This window comes from uncultured Sphingomonas sp., from assembly GCF_937871615.1.
Lineage (GTDB): Bacteria > Pseudomonadota > Alphaproteobacteria > Sphingomonadales > Sphingomonadaceae > Sphingomonas.
The window spans coordinates 1-15,188 of record NZ_CALMPA010000019.1 but is presented as its reverse complement, the minus strand read 5'-3'; the positions used below and the strand labels follow the sequence as shown (position 1 = coordinate 15,188).

Below are 15,188 nucleotides of genomic sequence, written 5' to 3'. Positions count from 1 at the left end.
CGCTGCGGGCCGAGCAGCCGATCGCGCGTCGGCATCAGCCGCGCCTGCGCCTCCAGCCGCTCGCGCCCGCGCTCGACATAGCGGCGCGCGCACCGCTCGGCGCGCTGGGCGTGAGCGGCAACGGTCAGGCGGATATCCGCGAGCACCGGCACCGCCAGTTCGGCGGCGGCGGTGGGCGTGGGCGCGCGCAGATCGGCGGCGTGATCGCACAAGGTGGTATCGGTTTCGTGCCCGACCGCCGAGATCGTCGGAATCGCCGACGCGGCGACCGCGCGCACCACCGCTTCCTCGTTGAACGCCCACAGATCCTCGATCGAGCCGCCGCCGCGCGCGACGATGACAAGATCCGGGCGCAGTTCCTCGGGCAGCGCGTTGAAGCCGCGCACCGCCGCGGCGACCTCGTTCGCGGCGCCCTCGCCCTGCACCTTGACCGGCCAGACAAGGACGTGGCTCGGGCAGCGATCCTCCAGCCGGTGCAGGATATCGCGGATCACCGCGCCCGTGGGCGAGGTGACGACGCCGATCCTGCGCGGCAGGAACGGCAGTGGGCGCTTGCGGCTCGCATCGAACAGCCCCTCCGCCGCCAGCGCGGCGCGACGCTTTTCGAGCAGCGCCATCAGCGCGCCCGCGCCGGCCAGCTCCATCCGCTCGATGATGATCTGATATTTGGAGCGCCCCGGATAGGTGGTCAGCCGCCCGGTGGCGATCACCTCGATCCCGTCCTCCGGGCGGAAGGCGAGATTGGCGACCTGCCCTTTCCAGATCACCCCGTCGATCACCGCCACCTCGTCCTTGAGCGCGAGATAGGCGTGGCCCGAGGCGACGCGCTTATAGCCGGAAATCTCGCCGCGCAGCCGGACGTGGCCGAATTCGCCCTCCACCACGCGCTTCAGCCGCTGCGACAGTTCGCCGACCGACAGCGCGGGCGCGTTGCTGCCGGGGGCAGGCTCGGCTACCAGCCGGCCCGGCGGATCAAGAAAAGGATCGGACATTGAATATTCTACTGGTTGGCTCGGGCGGGCGTGAACATGCGCTGGCATGGAAGCTGGCGCAATCTCCGATGCTCGATACCCTGTTCGCCGCGCCCGGCAACCCCGGCATCGCGCAACATGCGACGATCCCCGCGCTCAATGTGGCCGATCATCGCGCGGTGATTGATTTCTGCCGCCGCGAGCGAATCGGGCTGGTGGTGATCGGCCCGGAGGCGCCGCTGGTGGACGGGCTGGCCGACAATATCCGCGCGATCGGCGTGCCCGTTTTCGGCCCCGGTCGCGCGGCGGCGCAGCTTGAAGGCTCGAAGGGCTTCACCAAGGATCTGTGCGCGCGCGTCGGCATCCCCACCGCGCGTTATTTCCGCGTGACGAGCAGGGATGGCGCGCTCGCCACGCTCGACGATTTCGGCGAGAAATGCGTCATCAAGGCCGATGGCCTCGCCGCCGGCAAGGGCGTGACCGTCGCCACCAGCCGCGCCGAGGCCGAAGCCGCGATCGAGGCGCTGTTCGCCGATGGCCCGGCGGAAGCGGTGATCGAGGAGATGCTCGAAGGCCCCGAGGTCAGCCTGTTCGTGCTATCCGATGGCGCCGCCACCGCATCGTTCGGCTCGGCGCAGGATCACAAGCGCGTCGGCGATGGCGATACCGGGCCGAACACCGGCGGCATGGGCGCCTACAGCCCGGCGGCGGTGCTGACGCCGGAATTGGAGGCGCGCGCGCTCGGCGAGATCGTCCGCCCGACGATCGACGCGCTGGCCGATGCCGGCACGCCCTATGTCGGCGTGCTCTATGCCGGGCTGATGCTGACGGCGGACGGGCCGAAGCTGATCGAATATAACGTCCGCTTCGGCGATCCCGAATGCCAGGTATTGATGGCGCGCTTCACCGGCGATCTGGCCGAACTGCTGCTCGCCGTGGCGGAAGGCCGGCTCGCCGATCAGCCCGAACCCGCTTTCTCGCCCGATATCGCGCTGACGGTGGTGATGGCGGCGCAAGGCTATCCGAGCACGCCGAAAGCCGGTGGCGCGATCGCCGGGATCGGCGCGGCGGAGGCGGCCGGCGCGGTGGTATTCCAGGCCGGGACGAAGGAAGTGGACGGCCAGCTCGTCGCCAGCGGCGGGCGCGTGCTCACCGTCACCGCCAGCGGCGCGGACGTGCGGACCGCGCAGGACATCGCCTATCGCGCGGTCGACGCGATCGACTTTCCCGACGGCTTTTGCCGGCGCGACATCGGCTGGCGCGCGATCTGATCGCTGGACAGGCGCGGCGGGCCGGCTAAGGCTTCGCATCGGACACCAAAGCAGGATATGGGCCTTAGCGTGATGGATACCGGCACATTGACGACGATCGCACTGGCATTGATCGCCGTGGTCGCGGTGCTGACGGTCATCGGCATCCTGTGGGGCGCGCACCTCAAGCGCCAGCGCGTCGCCGCGGAGCGGATCGAGGAGTTGGTCGCCGAGCAGGACCGCAAGGCCGCCGCGCGCAATCGCGCCGCCACTCCCACAGCCGCGCCCGCTCCCCCGCTGCCGGTCGCCCCGCCACCGCCGCCGCTCGCGCCCGAGCCGCCGGTGATCGTGGAGCCGATCGCCGATGGGCCGGCGATCGAAGAACCATCGAGCGATCCCGCGCCCTTCGCCGATGAGCCGATCGCCGCCGCCGCCCCGCTGGAAGCGTCTCCGGCAGCCGAAGCGGTCGTAGCGGCGCCCGCACCTGCACCGCCCGCGCCGCCGGTGCCCGAAGGGCCGCCGCCGGGCGACGGCCCGATCACCCAGCTCAAGGGGCTTGGCCCGAAGCTCGCCGAGCGGCTGGCGGAACTCGGCTTCACCACGGTCGGCCAGCTCGCCGCGCTCGATGCCGCGCAGGCCGAGGCGCTCGACGCGCGGCTCGGGCCGTTCACCGGCCGCATGAACCGCGATCGCTGGATCGAGCAGGCGCGCTTTCTCGCCGCCGGCGATCGCGCGGGGTTCGAGGCGGTGTTCGGCAAGCTGTGAGGCCTTCTCCCCTCCCTGAAAGGGAGGGGCCGGGGGCGGGTTGCCCTTCGCATCGCGATCCGTCAGCCTCGCGCCATGCCCCGGATCGCGCCCGCCCTGACCACCAACGCCCGCGACCTCCGGCGCAACGCCACCGCAGGTGAACGCGCGCTGTGGCAACGGCTGCGTCACTTTCGCCCGCGCTTCACCCGCCAGCTTCCAGTCGGCCCCTATATTCTCGATCTTGCTTGCCGCCGCGCGAGGATCGCGGTCGAGATCGACGGCAGCCAGCATGTCGCCAACGCCGAATATGATGCGCGGCGGACCGCGTTCCTCGAACGGCTCGGATGGCGCGTCCTGCGCTACTGGAACAGTGACGTGCGGGAGAATCCGGATGGCGTCGCGGAAGCCATCGTGGCGGTCGTTGCGGAAACCCTCGGGCCTACCCTCCCCCAACCCCTCCCTTCCAGGGAGGGGAGCACGGATTGACCGCACCGACCGTTCCTCATTGCGCTCGCACCTCGCACGTCCCACATAGCCGGGTAACACACCAACGGGGAATCGATGGCCGATCCATATTCGACGCTGGGGGTCGCGCGCGGCGCATCCGAAGCGGACATCAAGAAGGCGTATCGCAAGCTCGCAAAAGAGCTGCATCCCGATCGCAACAAGGACAATCCCAAGGCCGCTGAACGCTTCAGCCAGGTCACCAGCGCCTATGATCTGCTGACCGACAAGGAAAAGCGCGCGCGCTTCGATCGCGGCGAGATCGACGCGGACGGCAACCCCACCTCCCCGTTCGGCGCGGGCTTCGGCGGCGGGCGCGGCGGCGGTGGCGCGGGCGGGTTTCGCTCGCAGGGCTTCGATTTCGGCGGCGAGGGCGCCGATATGTCCGACATCTTCGAAGGATTGTTCGGCGGGCGCGGCGGCGGCGGGTTCGCCAGCGGCTTCGGACGGCGACAGCCGCCCGCCAAGGGCGCCAATATCGCCTATCGGCTGCGCGTGCCGTTCGTCGATGCCGCCGCGCTGGAGCCGCAGCGCATCACGCTCGGCGACGGCAAGACGATCGACCTCAAGCTCCCCGCCGGTGTCGAGGACGGCACGCAGATGCGCCTTTCCGGCAAGGGCGAGGCCGGCCCCGGCGGCGCGGGCGATGCGATCGTCACGATCGAGGTGACGCCACATCGCTTCTTCACCCGCGATGGGGACGATGTGCGGCTCGATCTGCCCGTCACGCTTGGCGAGGCGGTGAACGGCGGCCCGGTGAAGGTGCCGACCGTCGAGAAGCCGGTGATGCTGAAGATCCCCGCCGGCTCATCCTCCGGCAAGGTGCTGCGGCTGAAGGGCAAGGGCTTCCACAAAAAGGGTGGCGAGCGCGGGGATCAGCTCGTCACGCTGATGGTGGACGTGCCCGCCGGCGATGCGGCGCTTCAGCAGTTCGTGAGCGGCTGGGCGGGCGGCGGGAACCCGCGTGCGGCGATGGGAGTCTGATCCCGGCGAGGCAAAAAGGGGGGAAGGTTTGGACGAAGCCGCGAACGCGCTGACACCGGAAGATCGCGCGGGGCGCCGCGGCACGGCGCGCGCGCGCTTCGACCACCAGCTCGCGCAGCTTTCGCCCGGCGGCTATCTGTTCGAAGTGCTGAAACGCGCGGGCGCCGGGGTTTACACGGTCGGCTTCATGCACGCCGGCAACCTTGCCTATCTCGCGCTGATGGCGGTGTTTCCGTTCTTCATCGTCGCGGCGGCGATATTGTCCGTGCTCGATGCGAACGATCGCATCCAGATGGCGGTGGCCTCGTTCCTTCATGTCCTGCCTCCGAACGTCGCGGATATCCTGCGCACCCCGATCCATGATGTGCTGACCGCGCGCACCGGATCGTTGCTGTGGCTCGGCGCGCTCGTCGGGCTGTGGACGGTCGGCAGCTTCGTCGAGACGATCCGCGAGATTTTCCGCCAGGCCTATGGCACGCAAAGCACCCAGCCGCTCTGGCGGGCGCGGCTGGGGTTGTCGCTGGGGATCGTCCTTTCCGTCGTCCTCGCGCTCATCTCGTTTCTGGTGCAGGGCCTGCTCACCGCCGCCGAGCAATTCATCTATCGCCTGATCCCCTGGGCACAGGATGTCGCGGGCTGGATCGGGATCAGCCGCGCGATCCCCGCCGTGGTGATGTTCGGCGCGCTGTTCATGCTGTTCTATTTCGTCACCCCGTCGAAATATCGCTATTCGGGCAGCCGCAAATGGCCCGGCGCGCTGTTCACCACCATCTGGTGGATCGGGATGACCGCGGGGCTGCCGCTCGTGCTGGCGCAGCTTGGCGGATACAGCCTGACCTACGGCAGCCTCGCGGGTGTGGTGGTGACGTTGCTATTCTTCTATCTGATCGGGCTTGGGCTGGTATTCGGCGCGCATCTGAACGCGGCACTGGCGGAACCGCCGGAAACGGGGTTAGAGGGTGCCCAAACGGAATTAAAGGAAAAGGCGGGACCGTGACCGGATTGATGGCAGGCAAGCGCGGGCTCATCATGGGGCTTGCGAACGACAAGTCGCTGGCGTGGGGAATTGCGAAGAAGCTGAGCGAAGCCGGGGCGGAACTGGCCTTCAGCTATCAGGGCGAAGCGATGGCGAAGCGCGTCCGCCCGCTGGCGGAGCAGCTTGGCATCGCGCGCCTGTTCGATTGCGACGTGGGCGACATGAATGCGCTTGACGCCACCTTCGCCGCGCTGGCGCAGGATTGGCCGACGATTGATTTCGTCGTCCACGCGATCGGCTTTTCGGACAAGTCGCAGCTTCGCGGGCGTTATTACGATACGACGCTCGACAATTTCCTGATGACGATGAACATCTCCGCCTATTCGCTGGTCGCCGTCGCCAAGCGCGCGCGCGCGATGATGCCGAACGGCGGCTCCATCCTGACGCTCACTTATTATGGCGCGGAAAAGGTCATCCCGCATTATAACGTGATGGGCGTGGCGAAGGCGGCGCTCGAAACCAGCGTGAAATATCTCGCGGTCGATCTCGGGCCGGAGAATATCCGCGTCAACGCCATTTCCGCCGGGCCGATCCAGACGCTCGCGGCGCGCGGGATCGGCGATTTCAACTATATCCTGAAATGGAACGAGCTGAATTCGCCGATGCGCCGCACCGTGACGATCGAGGATGTCGGCGGCGCCGGGCTTTATATGCTTTCCGATCTGGCGAGCGGGGTGACGGGCGAGATTCATCACGTCGACGCCGGCTATAACGTGATCGGCATGAAGGCCGAGGACGCGCCGGATATCGCGCTGGCCTGATCCATGACCATCACCGTCCGCCCCGCCCGCGCCGAGGATGTCGCCGCGATCGACGCGCTGCTGCGCGCGAGCTTCCCCGCGCCGGACGAGGCCACTTTGGTGCGCGATCTGTGCATCGAAGGCGATATGGTGCTGACGCTCGTTGCGCAGGATGAGGATCAGGATGCGTTTGTTGGGATGATCGCGTTCAGCCGGATGGACGTGGGCGTCGGCGGCAAGGCGGTGCCTTCGGTGGCGCTCGCCCCGCTCGCGGTGGCGCCCGCGTGGCGGCGGCAGGGCGTGGCCGAGGCGCTGGTCCGCGCCGGGCACGATCGGCTGGAGGCGGAGGGCGTGGTGCTGAGCTTCGTGCTCGGCGAGCCTGAATATTATGGTCGCTTCGGCTATGATGCGGCGGTGGCGCGGAATTTCGCATCACCTTATGCCGGCGATTATTTCATGGCGCTGCCGTTGCAGGGCGGGCTGCTGCCATGCGGGGTGCGCGAGGAGGCGCGCCACGCGCCGGCTTTCGCGCGATTGGGATCGTAAATGAGCTTCAACACCTTCGGCCGCGTCTTCCGTTTCACCACCTGGGGCGAAAGCCACGGGCCGGCGCTGGGCGCGGTGGTCGACGGGTGCCCGCCGGGGATCGCGCTCTCCGAAGCGGATATCCAGCCGTGGCTCGACAAGCGCCGCCCCGGCCAGTCGCGCTTCACCACGCAGCGGCGCGAGCCCGATGCGGTGCGCATCCTCTCCGGCACGTTCGAAGGGCGCACCACCGGCACGCCGATCAGCCTGATGATCGAGAATGTCGATCAACGATCGAAGGATTATTCGGAGGTCGCGCAAGCCTATCGCCCCGGCCATGCCGATTATGCCTATGACGCGAAATACGGTTTTCGCGATTATCGCGGCGGCGGGCGATCGTCGGCGCGCGAAACGGCGGCGCGGGTCGCGGCGGGCGCGGTGGCGCGGCTCGTCGTGCCGCAGGTCCGCGTCCGCGCCTGGGTGGAGGCGATCGGCGGCGACGCGATCGACCCCGCCAATTTCGATGACGCCGAGATCGACCGCAACGCGTTCTTCTGCCCCGATGCCGCCGCCGCGCTGCGCTGGGAGGCGAAGGTCGACGCGGCGCGCAAGAGCGGCAGTTCGCTCGGCGCGGTGGTAGCGTGCGAGGCAACCGGCGTGCCCGCCGGCTGGGGCGCGCCGCTCTACGCCAAGCTCGATAGCGAGCTTGCCGCCGCGTGCATGTCGATCAACGCGGTGAAGGGCGTGGAGATCGGCGACGGCTTCGCCGCAGCGGCGCTATCGGGCGAGCAGAATGCCGATGCGATGCGCCCCGGCCCTGACGGCAAGCCGCTGTTTCTCGCCAACCATGCCGGCGGGATCGCCGGCGGGATCGCCACGGGCCAGCCGGTCCGCGTGCGCGTCGCGTTCAAGCCGACCAGTTCGATCCTGACCCCGGTGGAGACGATCACCCGCGCGGGCGATGCGAGCGAGATCGCCACCAAGGGCCGCCATGATCCTTGCGTCGGCATTCGCGGCGTGCCGGTGGTGGAGGCGATGGTCGCGCTGGTGCTGGCCGATCAGGCGCTGCTGCACCGCGCTCAATGCGGGTGAACCCTGGATCGTCAATGACCGACGATTACGAATCGAAAAGATGAACAGCGGTTAATAATCGCTTCATCCGCGACGCGCCACGCTTCATCTTTTCGGCAATATTTCAGCGCGATTTTGTTGGGCCGAATCGTGGCATCGCCAGGTTCAATTGACCGCGCAGCACGAATTTTCTCCCTATATTGCCCCGACAACAGGGAACACCAGGAGAAGATTCATGAAGATCCTTCACATCATCGCCGCCGGCGCCCTTGTTCTCCCCGCCGTTGCCGTCGCGCAATCCGCGCCGGGCGATCAGCCCAATTCCTCCGCCAAGGCGAAGAAGGGCGCGAAACATCACCACAATATGAGCGATCCGGCAGCGGCGCCGACGGACACGATGGCCACGCCGCCCGCGTCCGATCCGTCGACCATGCCGCCAGCCGACACCTCGGCGCCGGCACCGGCGCCTACCCCCGATCAGAAGGCGCCGCCGCATAACTGATCGGCGACGGACGCCTATTCCTCACGGGCCGGTGAACTCGGAGTTCGCCGGCCCTTTGCTTTCGTTTGCCGCAAATCAGTCCGCGAACGGATCGCGCACCAGGATCGTGTCCTCCCGCTCCGGGCTGGTCGAAACGAGCGCGACCGGGCAGCGGATCAGTTCCTCGACGCGGCGGATATATTTGATCGCCTGCGCCGGCAGATCGGCCCAGCTCCGCGCACCGGCGGTCGATTCCGACCAGCCCTCGATCGTCTCGTAAACCGGCTCGACCTCCGCCTGATCGGCGGCGTGCGACGGGAAATAATCCAGCGTCTCGCCGCGCAGCCTGTAGCCGGTGCAGATGCGCACCTCCTCGAACCCGTCGAGCACGTCGAGCTTGGTGAGCGCGATGCCGGTGATGCCGCTCACCGCCGCCGACTGGCGCACCAGCACCGCGTCGAACCAGCCGCAGCGCCGCTTACGCCCGGTAACGGTGCCGAACTCGCGCCCGCGCGTGCCGAGCCGCTCGCCCGTCTCGTCGTCCAACTCGGTCGGGAACGGCCCGGAGCCGACGCGCGTGGTATAAGCCTTGGCGATCCCCAGCACGAAGCCAACGCCGCTCGGCCCGATGCCGGAGCCGCCCGCCGCCTGCCCCGCGATCGTGTTGGACGAGGTGACGAACGGATAGGTGCCGTGGTCGATATCGAGCAGCACGCCCTGCGCGCCTTCGAACAGGATGCGCTGCCCCGCCGCGCGCGCCTCGTTCAGATCGCGCCACACCGGCTTGGCGAATGGCAGCACGAAACGCGCGATCTCGCGCAATTCATTGAGCAGCCGTTCGCGGTCGATCGGCGGCTCGCCGAAGCCCGCGCGCAGCGCGTCATGGTGCGCGGTGAGGCGATCGAGCTGCGGCCCGAGATCGTCGAGATGCGCCAGATCGCACACGCGGATCGCGCGGCGGCCAACCTTGTCCTCATAAGCCGGGCCGATGCCGCGCCGCGTGGTGCCGATCTTGCCCGCCCCGCTCGCATCCTCACGCAGCGCGTCCAGATCGCGGTGGAATGGCAGGATCAGCGCGCAATTGTCGGCGATGCGCAGCGTTTCCGGCGTCGCCTTCACCCCCTGTTCGCCGAGCCGCGCGATCTCGTCGCGCAGCGCCCATGGATCGAGCACCACGCCATTGCCGATAACGGACGGCGTGCCGCGCACGATGCCGGAGGGGAGCAGCGATAATTTGTAGGTCGTCTCACCGACGACGAGCGTGTGGCCGGCGTTATGGCCGCCCTGAAAGCGCACCACCATGTCGGCGCGCTCGGCGAGCCAGTCGACGATCTTGCCCTTGCCCTCGTCGCCCCATTGCGCGCCGATAACCGCTACGTTCGCCATGAATACAGAACTCCCCCTGCCGGGTCTTATCCGCGCGCCCTTCGACAGGACTCGGCGTGCGGACGTTCCGAATTATTCGCCGGGGCGGTTAGCCGCGCCCGACGCACGCGTCAACCGCCGAGCGGCTTTGCCGCGCCGCCGTCCAGGATATGGGTGCAGAGCTGCGCCTCGGGCGTATCGCGCGGCTCCAGCGCCGCCACCGTCACCCAGCCGGCGGCACGCATCGCCACGCCCGTCGCCGCCGGGGTGCCACAAGGCAGGAACAGCCGCCGTCGCTCCGGCGCGCCATTGCCCGCGAGCGCATCGGCATAGAGCGAGAAGCCGGTCGCCGCCTCCTCCGTGCCGCCCTCGCGCATGATGCTGTATGTGCCGCCACGCCCCACTTCGCGCGCCGCGCCATGTACGAACAGCGAGAAGCCGAGCCAGGTCTGATATTCGAAGCCATGCCGCTCGGTCGGATCGAGCGTGAGTTGCACGCGGTTCCCCAGCGACGCGACGATCTCGCCCAGCCCCTCGATCCGCGACGCGAGGATGCCGCCGGTATCGAACGCGCGCAGCCGCTCCAGCGCGTCCGGAAACGGCCCGGCGGCGGCGATCAGCGGGAGATAGGCCGGCGCCAGCGCCGCGACCCCGCCGGCATCCTTCGCGTCGAGCCGTTCGCGCAGCGCATCCACATCATCCACCGGCAGCGTGGCCGCCATGGCATCGACCAGATCGGGCAGCGTGAAATCTATCGAGATGCCGGTCGCCCCCGCCGCCTCCAGCGCATCGACCGCGACGGTCACCACCTCGCGCGCCGCCGCCACCGAATCGAGGCCGATCAGTTCGCAGCCGATCTGCCGCACCTCGCGCGCCGGATTGAGCGCGTCGCCGCGCAGCTTGAGCACCGGGCCGGCATAGCTCAGCCGCACCGGGCGGGGGTGATGCGCCATGCGCGTCGCCGCGATGCGGGCGATCTGCGCGGTGAGGTCGGGCCGGATCGCCAGCGTGCGTTGTGACACCGGATCGACGAAGCGCACCGCGTTGCGCAGGCCGCCGTCCTTGAGACGGGAGCCCAGCCCGTCGGCGAATTCGGCGAGCGGCGGATCGGCGCGCTCATAGCCATGGCTCGCCGCCGCCGCGAGCGCGCGCGCCTCCATCGCCGCCGCCGCATCGGCGAACGGCGGCAAGGTGTCGCGGAAACCTTCGGGGAGCAATGCGGTCACTTAAGTCCTGTCCTGATCTGCATCCCGCGCTTCGTCGTTATGGCCGGTGTCGTCAACCTCACACTCGCCCGCTCACCCTGCGCCTGTCGAAGGGCTGCTTTCTTCCGTGCCGAGGGGCCGGGCTTAGACACGCTCGGCCCGAGCGGGGAAGGAAAAACGCCCTTCCCCGCCCACCCGGTTCAGAATGCGAGGCCCATCGCGGTCTTCACGCCCGGCAGCGTCTTCACCTGCGCGAGCAGATCGGCGCTCACCTCGTCATCGACCGAGAGCAGCAGCACCGCCTCGCCGCCCGCCTGACGACGCCCGAGGTGGAAGGTGCCGATGTTGACCCCGGCCTCGCCCAGCAGCGTGCCGATGCGGCCGATGAAGCCCGGCGCATCCTCGTTGACGACATAGAGCATATGGCCGCCAAGATCGGCCTCCACCTTGATCCCGAACAGCTCGACCAGGCGCGGCGCGGCATCGCCGAACAAGGTGCCGACGACCGAGCGTTCGCCAGTGTCGGTCTTCACCGAAACGCGCAGCAGTGTGTGGTAATCGCCCTCGCGCTCGGTGCGGATCTCGCGCACCTCGATCCCGCGCTCGCGGGCGAGGAATGGCGCGTTGACCATGTTCACCGTGTCGGTCTGCGTGCGCAGGAACCCGGCCAGCACCGCCGAGACGATCGGCTTGGGGTTCAGCTCCGCCGCGGCGCCCTCGGCATGGATCGAGATACGCGGGATCGCGCCATAGGAAAGCTGGCCGACGAGGCTGCCGAGCTTTTCGGCCAGCGCCATATAGGGCTTGAGCTTGGGCGCTTCCTCCGCCGACAGGCTCGGCATGTTGAGCGCGTTGGTGACGCCGCCGGTGACGAGATAATCCGCCATCTGCTCCGCCACCTGGATCGCGACATTGACCTGCGCCTCGGTGGTCGATGCGCCCAGATGCGGGGTGGAGATGAAGTTCGGCGTGCCGAACAGCGGGCTTTCCTTCGCCGGCTCGGTGATGAACACGTCCAGCGCCGCGCCGCCGATATGCCCCGAATCGAGGCCCGCCTTCAGCGCCGCCTCGTCGATCAGCCCGCCGCGCGCGCAGTTGATGATGCGCACGCCCTTCTTAGTCTTGGCGAGATTTTCCGCCGACAGGATGTTGCGGGTCTGGTCGGTCAGCGGGGTGTGCAGCGTGATGAAATCGGCACGCGCGAGCAATTCGTCCAGCGTCACCTTTTCCACGCCCATTTCCACCGCGCGCTCGGGCGTCAGGAACGGATCATAGGCGACGACCTTCATCTTGAGGCCATGCGCGCGATCGGCGACGATCGAGCCGATATTGCCCGCGCCGATCAGGCCGAGCGTCTTGCTGGTCAGCTCGACGCCCATGAAGCGGTTCTTCTCCCACTTGCCGGCCTGGGTGGAGGCATCGGCTTCGGGCAACTGGCGGGCGAGCGCGAACATCAGCGCGATGGCGTGTTCGGCGGTGGTGATCGAATTGCCGAACGGGGTGTTCATCACCACCACGCCCTTTGCACTGGCGGCGGGGATATCGACGTTATCGACCCCGATCCCCGCACGCCCGACCACCTTCAGATTGGTCGCGGCGTCGAGGATTTCCTTCGTCACCTTGGTCGAGGAACGGATGGCGAGGCCGTCATACTGGCCGATGATCGCCTTCAACTCCTCCGGCGTCTTGCCGGTGATCTCGGCCACTTCCACGCCGCGCTCGCGAAATATCTGCGCGGCCTTGGGGTCCATTTTGTCGCTGATGAGAACTTTGGGCATGAGAATATCCTGCAACTTCGCCGTCATCCCCGCAAAGGCGGGGATCCATTATCGCTGACGGCAGTGAGTATGGATTCCCGCCTTCGCGGGAATGACGGGTAATTCAGGCGGAAGCCTTCACTTCGGCATAGGCCCAGTCGAGCCATGGGCCGAGCGCCACGACATCGGCCGTGTCGACCGTCGCGCCGCACCAGATACGCAGGCCCGCCGGCGCATCGCGATAGCCCGCGATATCGAACGCCGCGCCTTCCTTTTCGAGCAGCGCCGCCATCGACTTGATGAACGCCTCATCGGCGCCCGCCACCGTCAGGCACACACTGGTTTTCGAGCGCGAGGCGGCATCTGGCGCGAGATGGCCGAGCCAGTCGCGTTCAGCCACGATCCGGTCGAGCGCGGCGGCATTGGCATCCGAACGCGCGATCAGCCCGTCCGCGCCGCCGACCGACTTGGCCCATTCCAGCGCGAAGATCGCATCCTCCACCGCCAGCATCGACGGGGTGTTGATCGTCTCGCCCTTGAACACGCCCTCGGCGAGCTTTCCCTTGGAAATAAGGCGGAACACCTTGGGCAGCGGCCATGCCGGCGTGTAGGTTTCAAGCCGTTCCACCGCGCGCGGGCCAAGGATCAGTACGCCGTGCGCGCCCTCGCCGCCCAGCACCTTCTGCCAGGAGAAGGTGGCGACATCTATCTTGTCCCACGGCAGGTCATAAGCGAACACCGCCGAGGTGGCATCCGCGAAGGTCAGCCCTGCGCGGTTCGCGGCGATCCAGTCGCCGTTGGGCACGCGCACGCCGCTGGTGGTGCCATTCCAGGTGAACAGCACGTCATGGCTGAAATCGACCTGCGAAAGATCGGGAAGCTGGCCGTAATCGGCGCGGATGACATTCGGATCGAGCTTGAGTTGCTTGGCCGCATCGGTGACCCAACCTTCACCGAAGCTTTCCCATGCCAGCGTCGTCACCGGGCGGGCGCCCAGCATCGTCCACATCGCCATTTCGAACGCGCCGGTATCCGATCCGGGAACGATGCCGATGCGGTGCGTATCCGGCAGGCGCAGCAGTTCGCGCATCAGATCGATGCAATATTGCAGCCGCTGCTTGCCGAGCTTCGAGCGATGCGACCGACCGAGCACATCGGTGGCGAGCTTCGCGGCATCCCAGCCCGGAGGCTTGGCGCAGGGTCCGGATGAAAAATGGGGGCGAGCCGGCGTGGTGGCGGGCTTGGCAGGCGCAATGGTGGCGCCGGTAACGAGCGTCGTATCAGTCAATGTAACTCTCCTCACAGAGAGCACGCGCGGCGTTGGGACCGCGTGGCCCGTCGGCCGCCCTAGAGATTTCGCACCGCGCGTCAATTGATTCTTCTACTCGTCCATTTACCGGACGCTAGCATTCGCCGCGCTAAATTCGCCCGCGATGCAGGAAAACATCAGCGATTTCGTGGCCTTGGTGGCCAGTTCGATGGGGCGGCAACTCGGCGGGACATTTCTGTCCCCCGGCTCCAGCCTGTCGATCGCGGCACTCCTGTTGTCGCTACTCGTGTTCGTTCTGGTGGCGGTGCCGCGCGGCCATCGGCGGCGCGTGCCGCTCAAGGTGATGGCGCGAATCGTCGTGCCGCGCCGCCAGTTCGGCACCGCCTCGGGCCGCGCCGATGCGGGCTATTTCCTTGGCGGCGTGCTGCTCGCCGGGCTGGCGGTCGGCTGGGCGATCGTTTCGGCCGATCGCGTGCGCGCCGCGCTGCTCGCGCTGGCCGGCGGGCCGGGCACGGCATGGCTGCCATGGTGGGCTGCGGCGACGATCGCGACGGTCGTGATGTTCGTCGCTTATGAGTTCGCCTATTGGCTCGATCACTGGCTGAAGCATCGCATCGCCTTCTTCTGGCATTTCCACAAGGTTCACCATCAGGCCGAAAGCCTGTCATTGCTCACCAACGGGCGGGTTCATCCGGTTGATACGATCGTGTTCCTCAACATCGTCGCGGTGACGCTCGGCACCACGCAGGCCGGGCTGATGCTCGCGCTCGGTGCCCCCGCCACGCCGATCGCGCTCCACGGCAGCAATGCGCTGCTGATGATCGCCTCGATCGCGATCGCGCATCTTCAGCACAGCCATTTGTGGATCGGCTTCGGCCCGCGCTGGGGGCGCTGGCTGCTCGGCCCGGCGCATCACCAGATCCATCATTCGCGTGCGCCGGAACATTATAATCGCAATCTCGGCAATGTGCTGGCGGTGTTCGATCGGCTCGCGGGCACGTTCACCGCGCCCCATGCGACGCACCGCCCGATCCGGTTTGGCGTGGACGATGGCGAGCGCGCGCCACACGGCCCGCGCGCGCTGCTGATCCAGCCGTTCATCGCCGCCGGGGCGCAGTTTGTCGCACCGCTCCTGCGCCGAACCGGGCGCCGCCGGCGATCGGCGGGGGCGGCAAACGGCTGACAGATGCGCCGCCCCGCCCCATGGTTCGACCGATGCGCATTCTCCCCGTCCTGCTTCTCGCCCTCGCGCTCGCCGCCTGCGGGCGCACCGAGCGCCCCG

At 67.9% G+C, this 15,188-nt stretch carries 15 protein-coding genes; 10 read left to right on the top strand and 5 right to left on the bottom strand.

What is annotated here, in order from left to right; translation table 11 throughout:
• Nucleotides 1-992, bottom strand: a 992-nt coding sequence (gene xseA / locus Q0316_RS03675) for an exodeoxyribonuclease VII large subunit (protein WP_298669863.1), incomplete at its 3' end; no start/stop codon positions are given.
• On the opposite strand from xseA, the gene purD reads away from it, so the two are divergent.
• From purD to Q0316_RS03630, 9 genes are all read left to right on the top strand, one after another.
• Nucleotides 992-2,242, top strand: coding sequence for a phosphoribosylamine--glycine ligase (gene purD, locus Q0316_RS03670; RefSeq protein ID WP_298669859.1), 1,251 nt, complete (start codon nucleotides 992-994; stop codon nucleotides 2,240-2,242). The genes xseA and purD overlap by 1 nt on opposite strands.
• A gap of 72 nt (nucleotides 2,243-2,314) precedes the next feature.
• Nucleotides 2,315-2,986, top strand: a complete 672-nt coding sequence (locus Q0316_RS03665; protein WP_298669869.1) for a hypothetical protein — start codon at nucleotides 2,315-2,317, stop codon at nucleotides 2,984-2,986.
• A gap of 75 nt (nucleotides 2,987-3,061) precedes the next feature.
• Nucleotides 3,062-3,454 (top strand): endonuclease domain-containing protein, encoded by a 393-nt coding sequence (locus Q0316_RS03660; protein ID WP_298669857.1) that lies wholly within the window; start codon nucleotides 3,062-3,064, stop codon nucleotides 3,452-3,454.
• A gap of 75 nt (nucleotides 3,455-3,529) precedes the next feature.
• Nucleotides 3,530-4,456 (top strand): DnaJ C-terminal domain-containing protein, encoded by a 927-nt coding sequence (locus Q0316_RS03655; protein WP_298669854.1) that lies wholly within the window; start codon nucleotides 3,530-3,532, stop codon nucleotides 4,454-4,456.
• A 28-nt stretch (nucleotides 4,457-4,484) separates the two neighbouring features.
• Nucleotides 4,485-5,453: a YihY/virulence factor BrkB family protein gene (locus tag Q0316_RS03650; RefSeq protein WP_298669852.1), complete on the top strand. Its 969-nt coding sequence runs from the start codon at nucleotides 4,485-4,487 to the stop codon at nucleotides 5,451-5,453.
• A gap of 8 nt (nucleotides 5,454-5,461) precedes the next feature.
• Complete coding sequence (gene fabI / locus Q0316_RS03645; protein WP_298669866.1) at nucleotides 5,462-6,253, top strand: enoyl-ACP reductase FabI; 792 nt, start codon at nucleotides 5,462-5,464, stop codon at nucleotides 6,251-6,253.
• A 3-nt stretch (nucleotides 6,254-6,256) separates the two neighbouring features.
• Nucleotides 6,257-6,778: a GNAT family N-acetyltransferase gene (locus Q0316_RS03640; protein ID WP_298669849.1), complete on the top strand. Its 522-nt coding sequence runs from the start codon at nucleotides 6,257-6,259 to the stop codon at nucleotides 6,776-6,778.
• Complete coding sequence (aroC, locus tag Q0316_RS03635; protein ID WP_298669846.1) at nucleotides 6,779-7,849, top strand: chorismate synthase; 1,071 nt, start codon at nucleotides 6,779-6,781, stop codon at nucleotides 7,847-7,849.
• A 214-nt stretch (nucleotides 7,850-8,063) separates the two neighbouring features.
• Nucleotides 8,064-8,330: a hypothetical protein gene (locus tag Q0316_RS03630; protein ID WP_298669843.1), complete on the top strand. Its 267-nt coding sequence runs from the start codon at nucleotides 8,064-8,066 to the stop codon at nucleotides 8,328-8,330.
• A 75-nt stretch (nucleotides 8,331-8,405) separates the two neighbouring features.
• On the opposite strand, the gene Q0316_RS03625 is transcribed toward Q0316_RS03630, so the two are convergent.
• The 4 genes from Q0316_RS03625 to Q0316_RS03610 form a co-directional block, all read right to left on the bottom strand.
• Entirely contained in the window at nucleotides 8,406-9,695 is a 1,290-nt protein-coding gene (locus Q0316_RS03625; RefSeq protein ID WP_298669840.1) for an adenylosuccinate synthase, read from the bottom strand.
• A gap of 110 nt (nucleotides 9,696-9,805) precedes the next feature.
• Entirely contained in the window at nucleotides 9,806-10,900 is a 1,095-nt protein-coding gene (locus Q0316_RS03620; RefSeq protein WP_298669837.1) for an ATP phosphoribosyltransferase regulatory subunit, read from the bottom strand.
• 179 nt (nucleotides 10,901-11,079) lie between these two features.
• The gene (gene serA, locus Q0316_RS03615) at nucleotides 11,080-12,657 is read right to left on the bottom strand and encodes a phosphoglycerate dehydrogenase (RefSeq protein WP_298669834.1); all 1,578 of its coding nucleotides are present in this window, start codon (nucleotides 12,655-12,657) and stop codon (nucleotides 11,080-11,082) included.
• Between the two features lie 103 nt (nucleotides 12,658-12,760).
• Nucleotides 12,761-13,924 carry a phosphoserine transaminase gene (locus Q0316_RS03610; protein WP_298669831.1) on the bottom strand — a complete coding sequence of 388 codons (1,164 nt, stop codon included), beginning with the start codon at nucleotides 13,922-13,924 and terminating at the stop codon, nucleotides 12,761-12,763.
• 145 nt (nucleotides 13,925-14,069) lie between these two features.
• Between Q0316_RS03610 and Q0316_RS03605 the strand changes: the two genes are divergently transcribed.
• The gene (locus Q0316_RS03605; RefSeq protein ID WP_298669829.1) at nucleotides 14,070-15,089 is read left to right on the top strand and encodes a sterol desaturase family protein; all 1,020 of its coding nucleotides are present in this window, start codon (nucleotides 14,070-14,072) and stop codon (nucleotides 15,087-15,089) included.
• The last annotated feature ends 99 nt before the right edge of the window (nucleotides 15,090-15,188 follow it).

What these genes read in the sequence shown, in the direction of transcription:
- Q0316_RS03665 (WP_298669869.1), top strand. Translation starts at nt 2,315, where the DNA reads ATGGATACCGGCACATTGACGACGATCGCACTGGCATTGATCGCCGTG.
- Q0316_RS03640 (WP_298669849.1), top strand. Translation starts at nt 6,257, where the DNA reads ATGACCATCACCGTCCGCCCCGCCCGCGCCGAGGATGTCGCCGCGATC.
- Q0316_RS03630 (WP_298669843.1), top strand. Translation starts at nt 8,064, where the DNA reads ATGAAGATCCTTCACATCATCGCCGCCGGCGCCCTTGTTCTCCCCGCC.
- Q0316_RS03660 (WP_298669857.1), top strand. Translation starts at nt 3,062, where the DNA reads ATGCCCCGGATCGCGCCCGCCCTGACCACCAACGCCCGCGACCTCCGG.
- aroC (WP_298669846.1), top strand. Translation starts at nt 6,779, where the DNA reads ATGAGCTTCAACACCTTCGGCCGCGTCTTCCGTTTCACCACCTGGGGC.
- serA (WP_298669834.1), bottom strand. Translation starts at nt 12,657, where the DNA reads ATGCCCAAAGTTCTCATCAGCGACAAAATGGACCCCAAGGCCGCGCAG.
- Q0316_RS03625 (WP_298669840.1), bottom strand. Translation starts at nt 9,695, where the DNA reads ATGGCGAACGTAGCGGTTATCGGCGCGCAATGGGGCGACGAGGGCAAG.
- Q0316_RS03605 (WP_298669829.1), top strand. Translation starts at nt 14,070, where the DNA reads ATGCAGGAAAACATCAGCGATTTCGTGGCCTTGGTGGCCAGTTCGATG.
- Q0316_RS03655 (WP_298669854.1), top strand. Translation starts at nt 3,530, where the DNA reads ATGGCCGATCCATATTCGACGCTGGGGGTCGCGCGCGGCGCATCCGAA.
- fabI (WP_298669866.1), top strand. Translation starts at nt 5,462, where the DNA reads ATGGCAGGCAAGCGCGGGCTCATCATGGGGCTTGCGAACGACAAGTCG.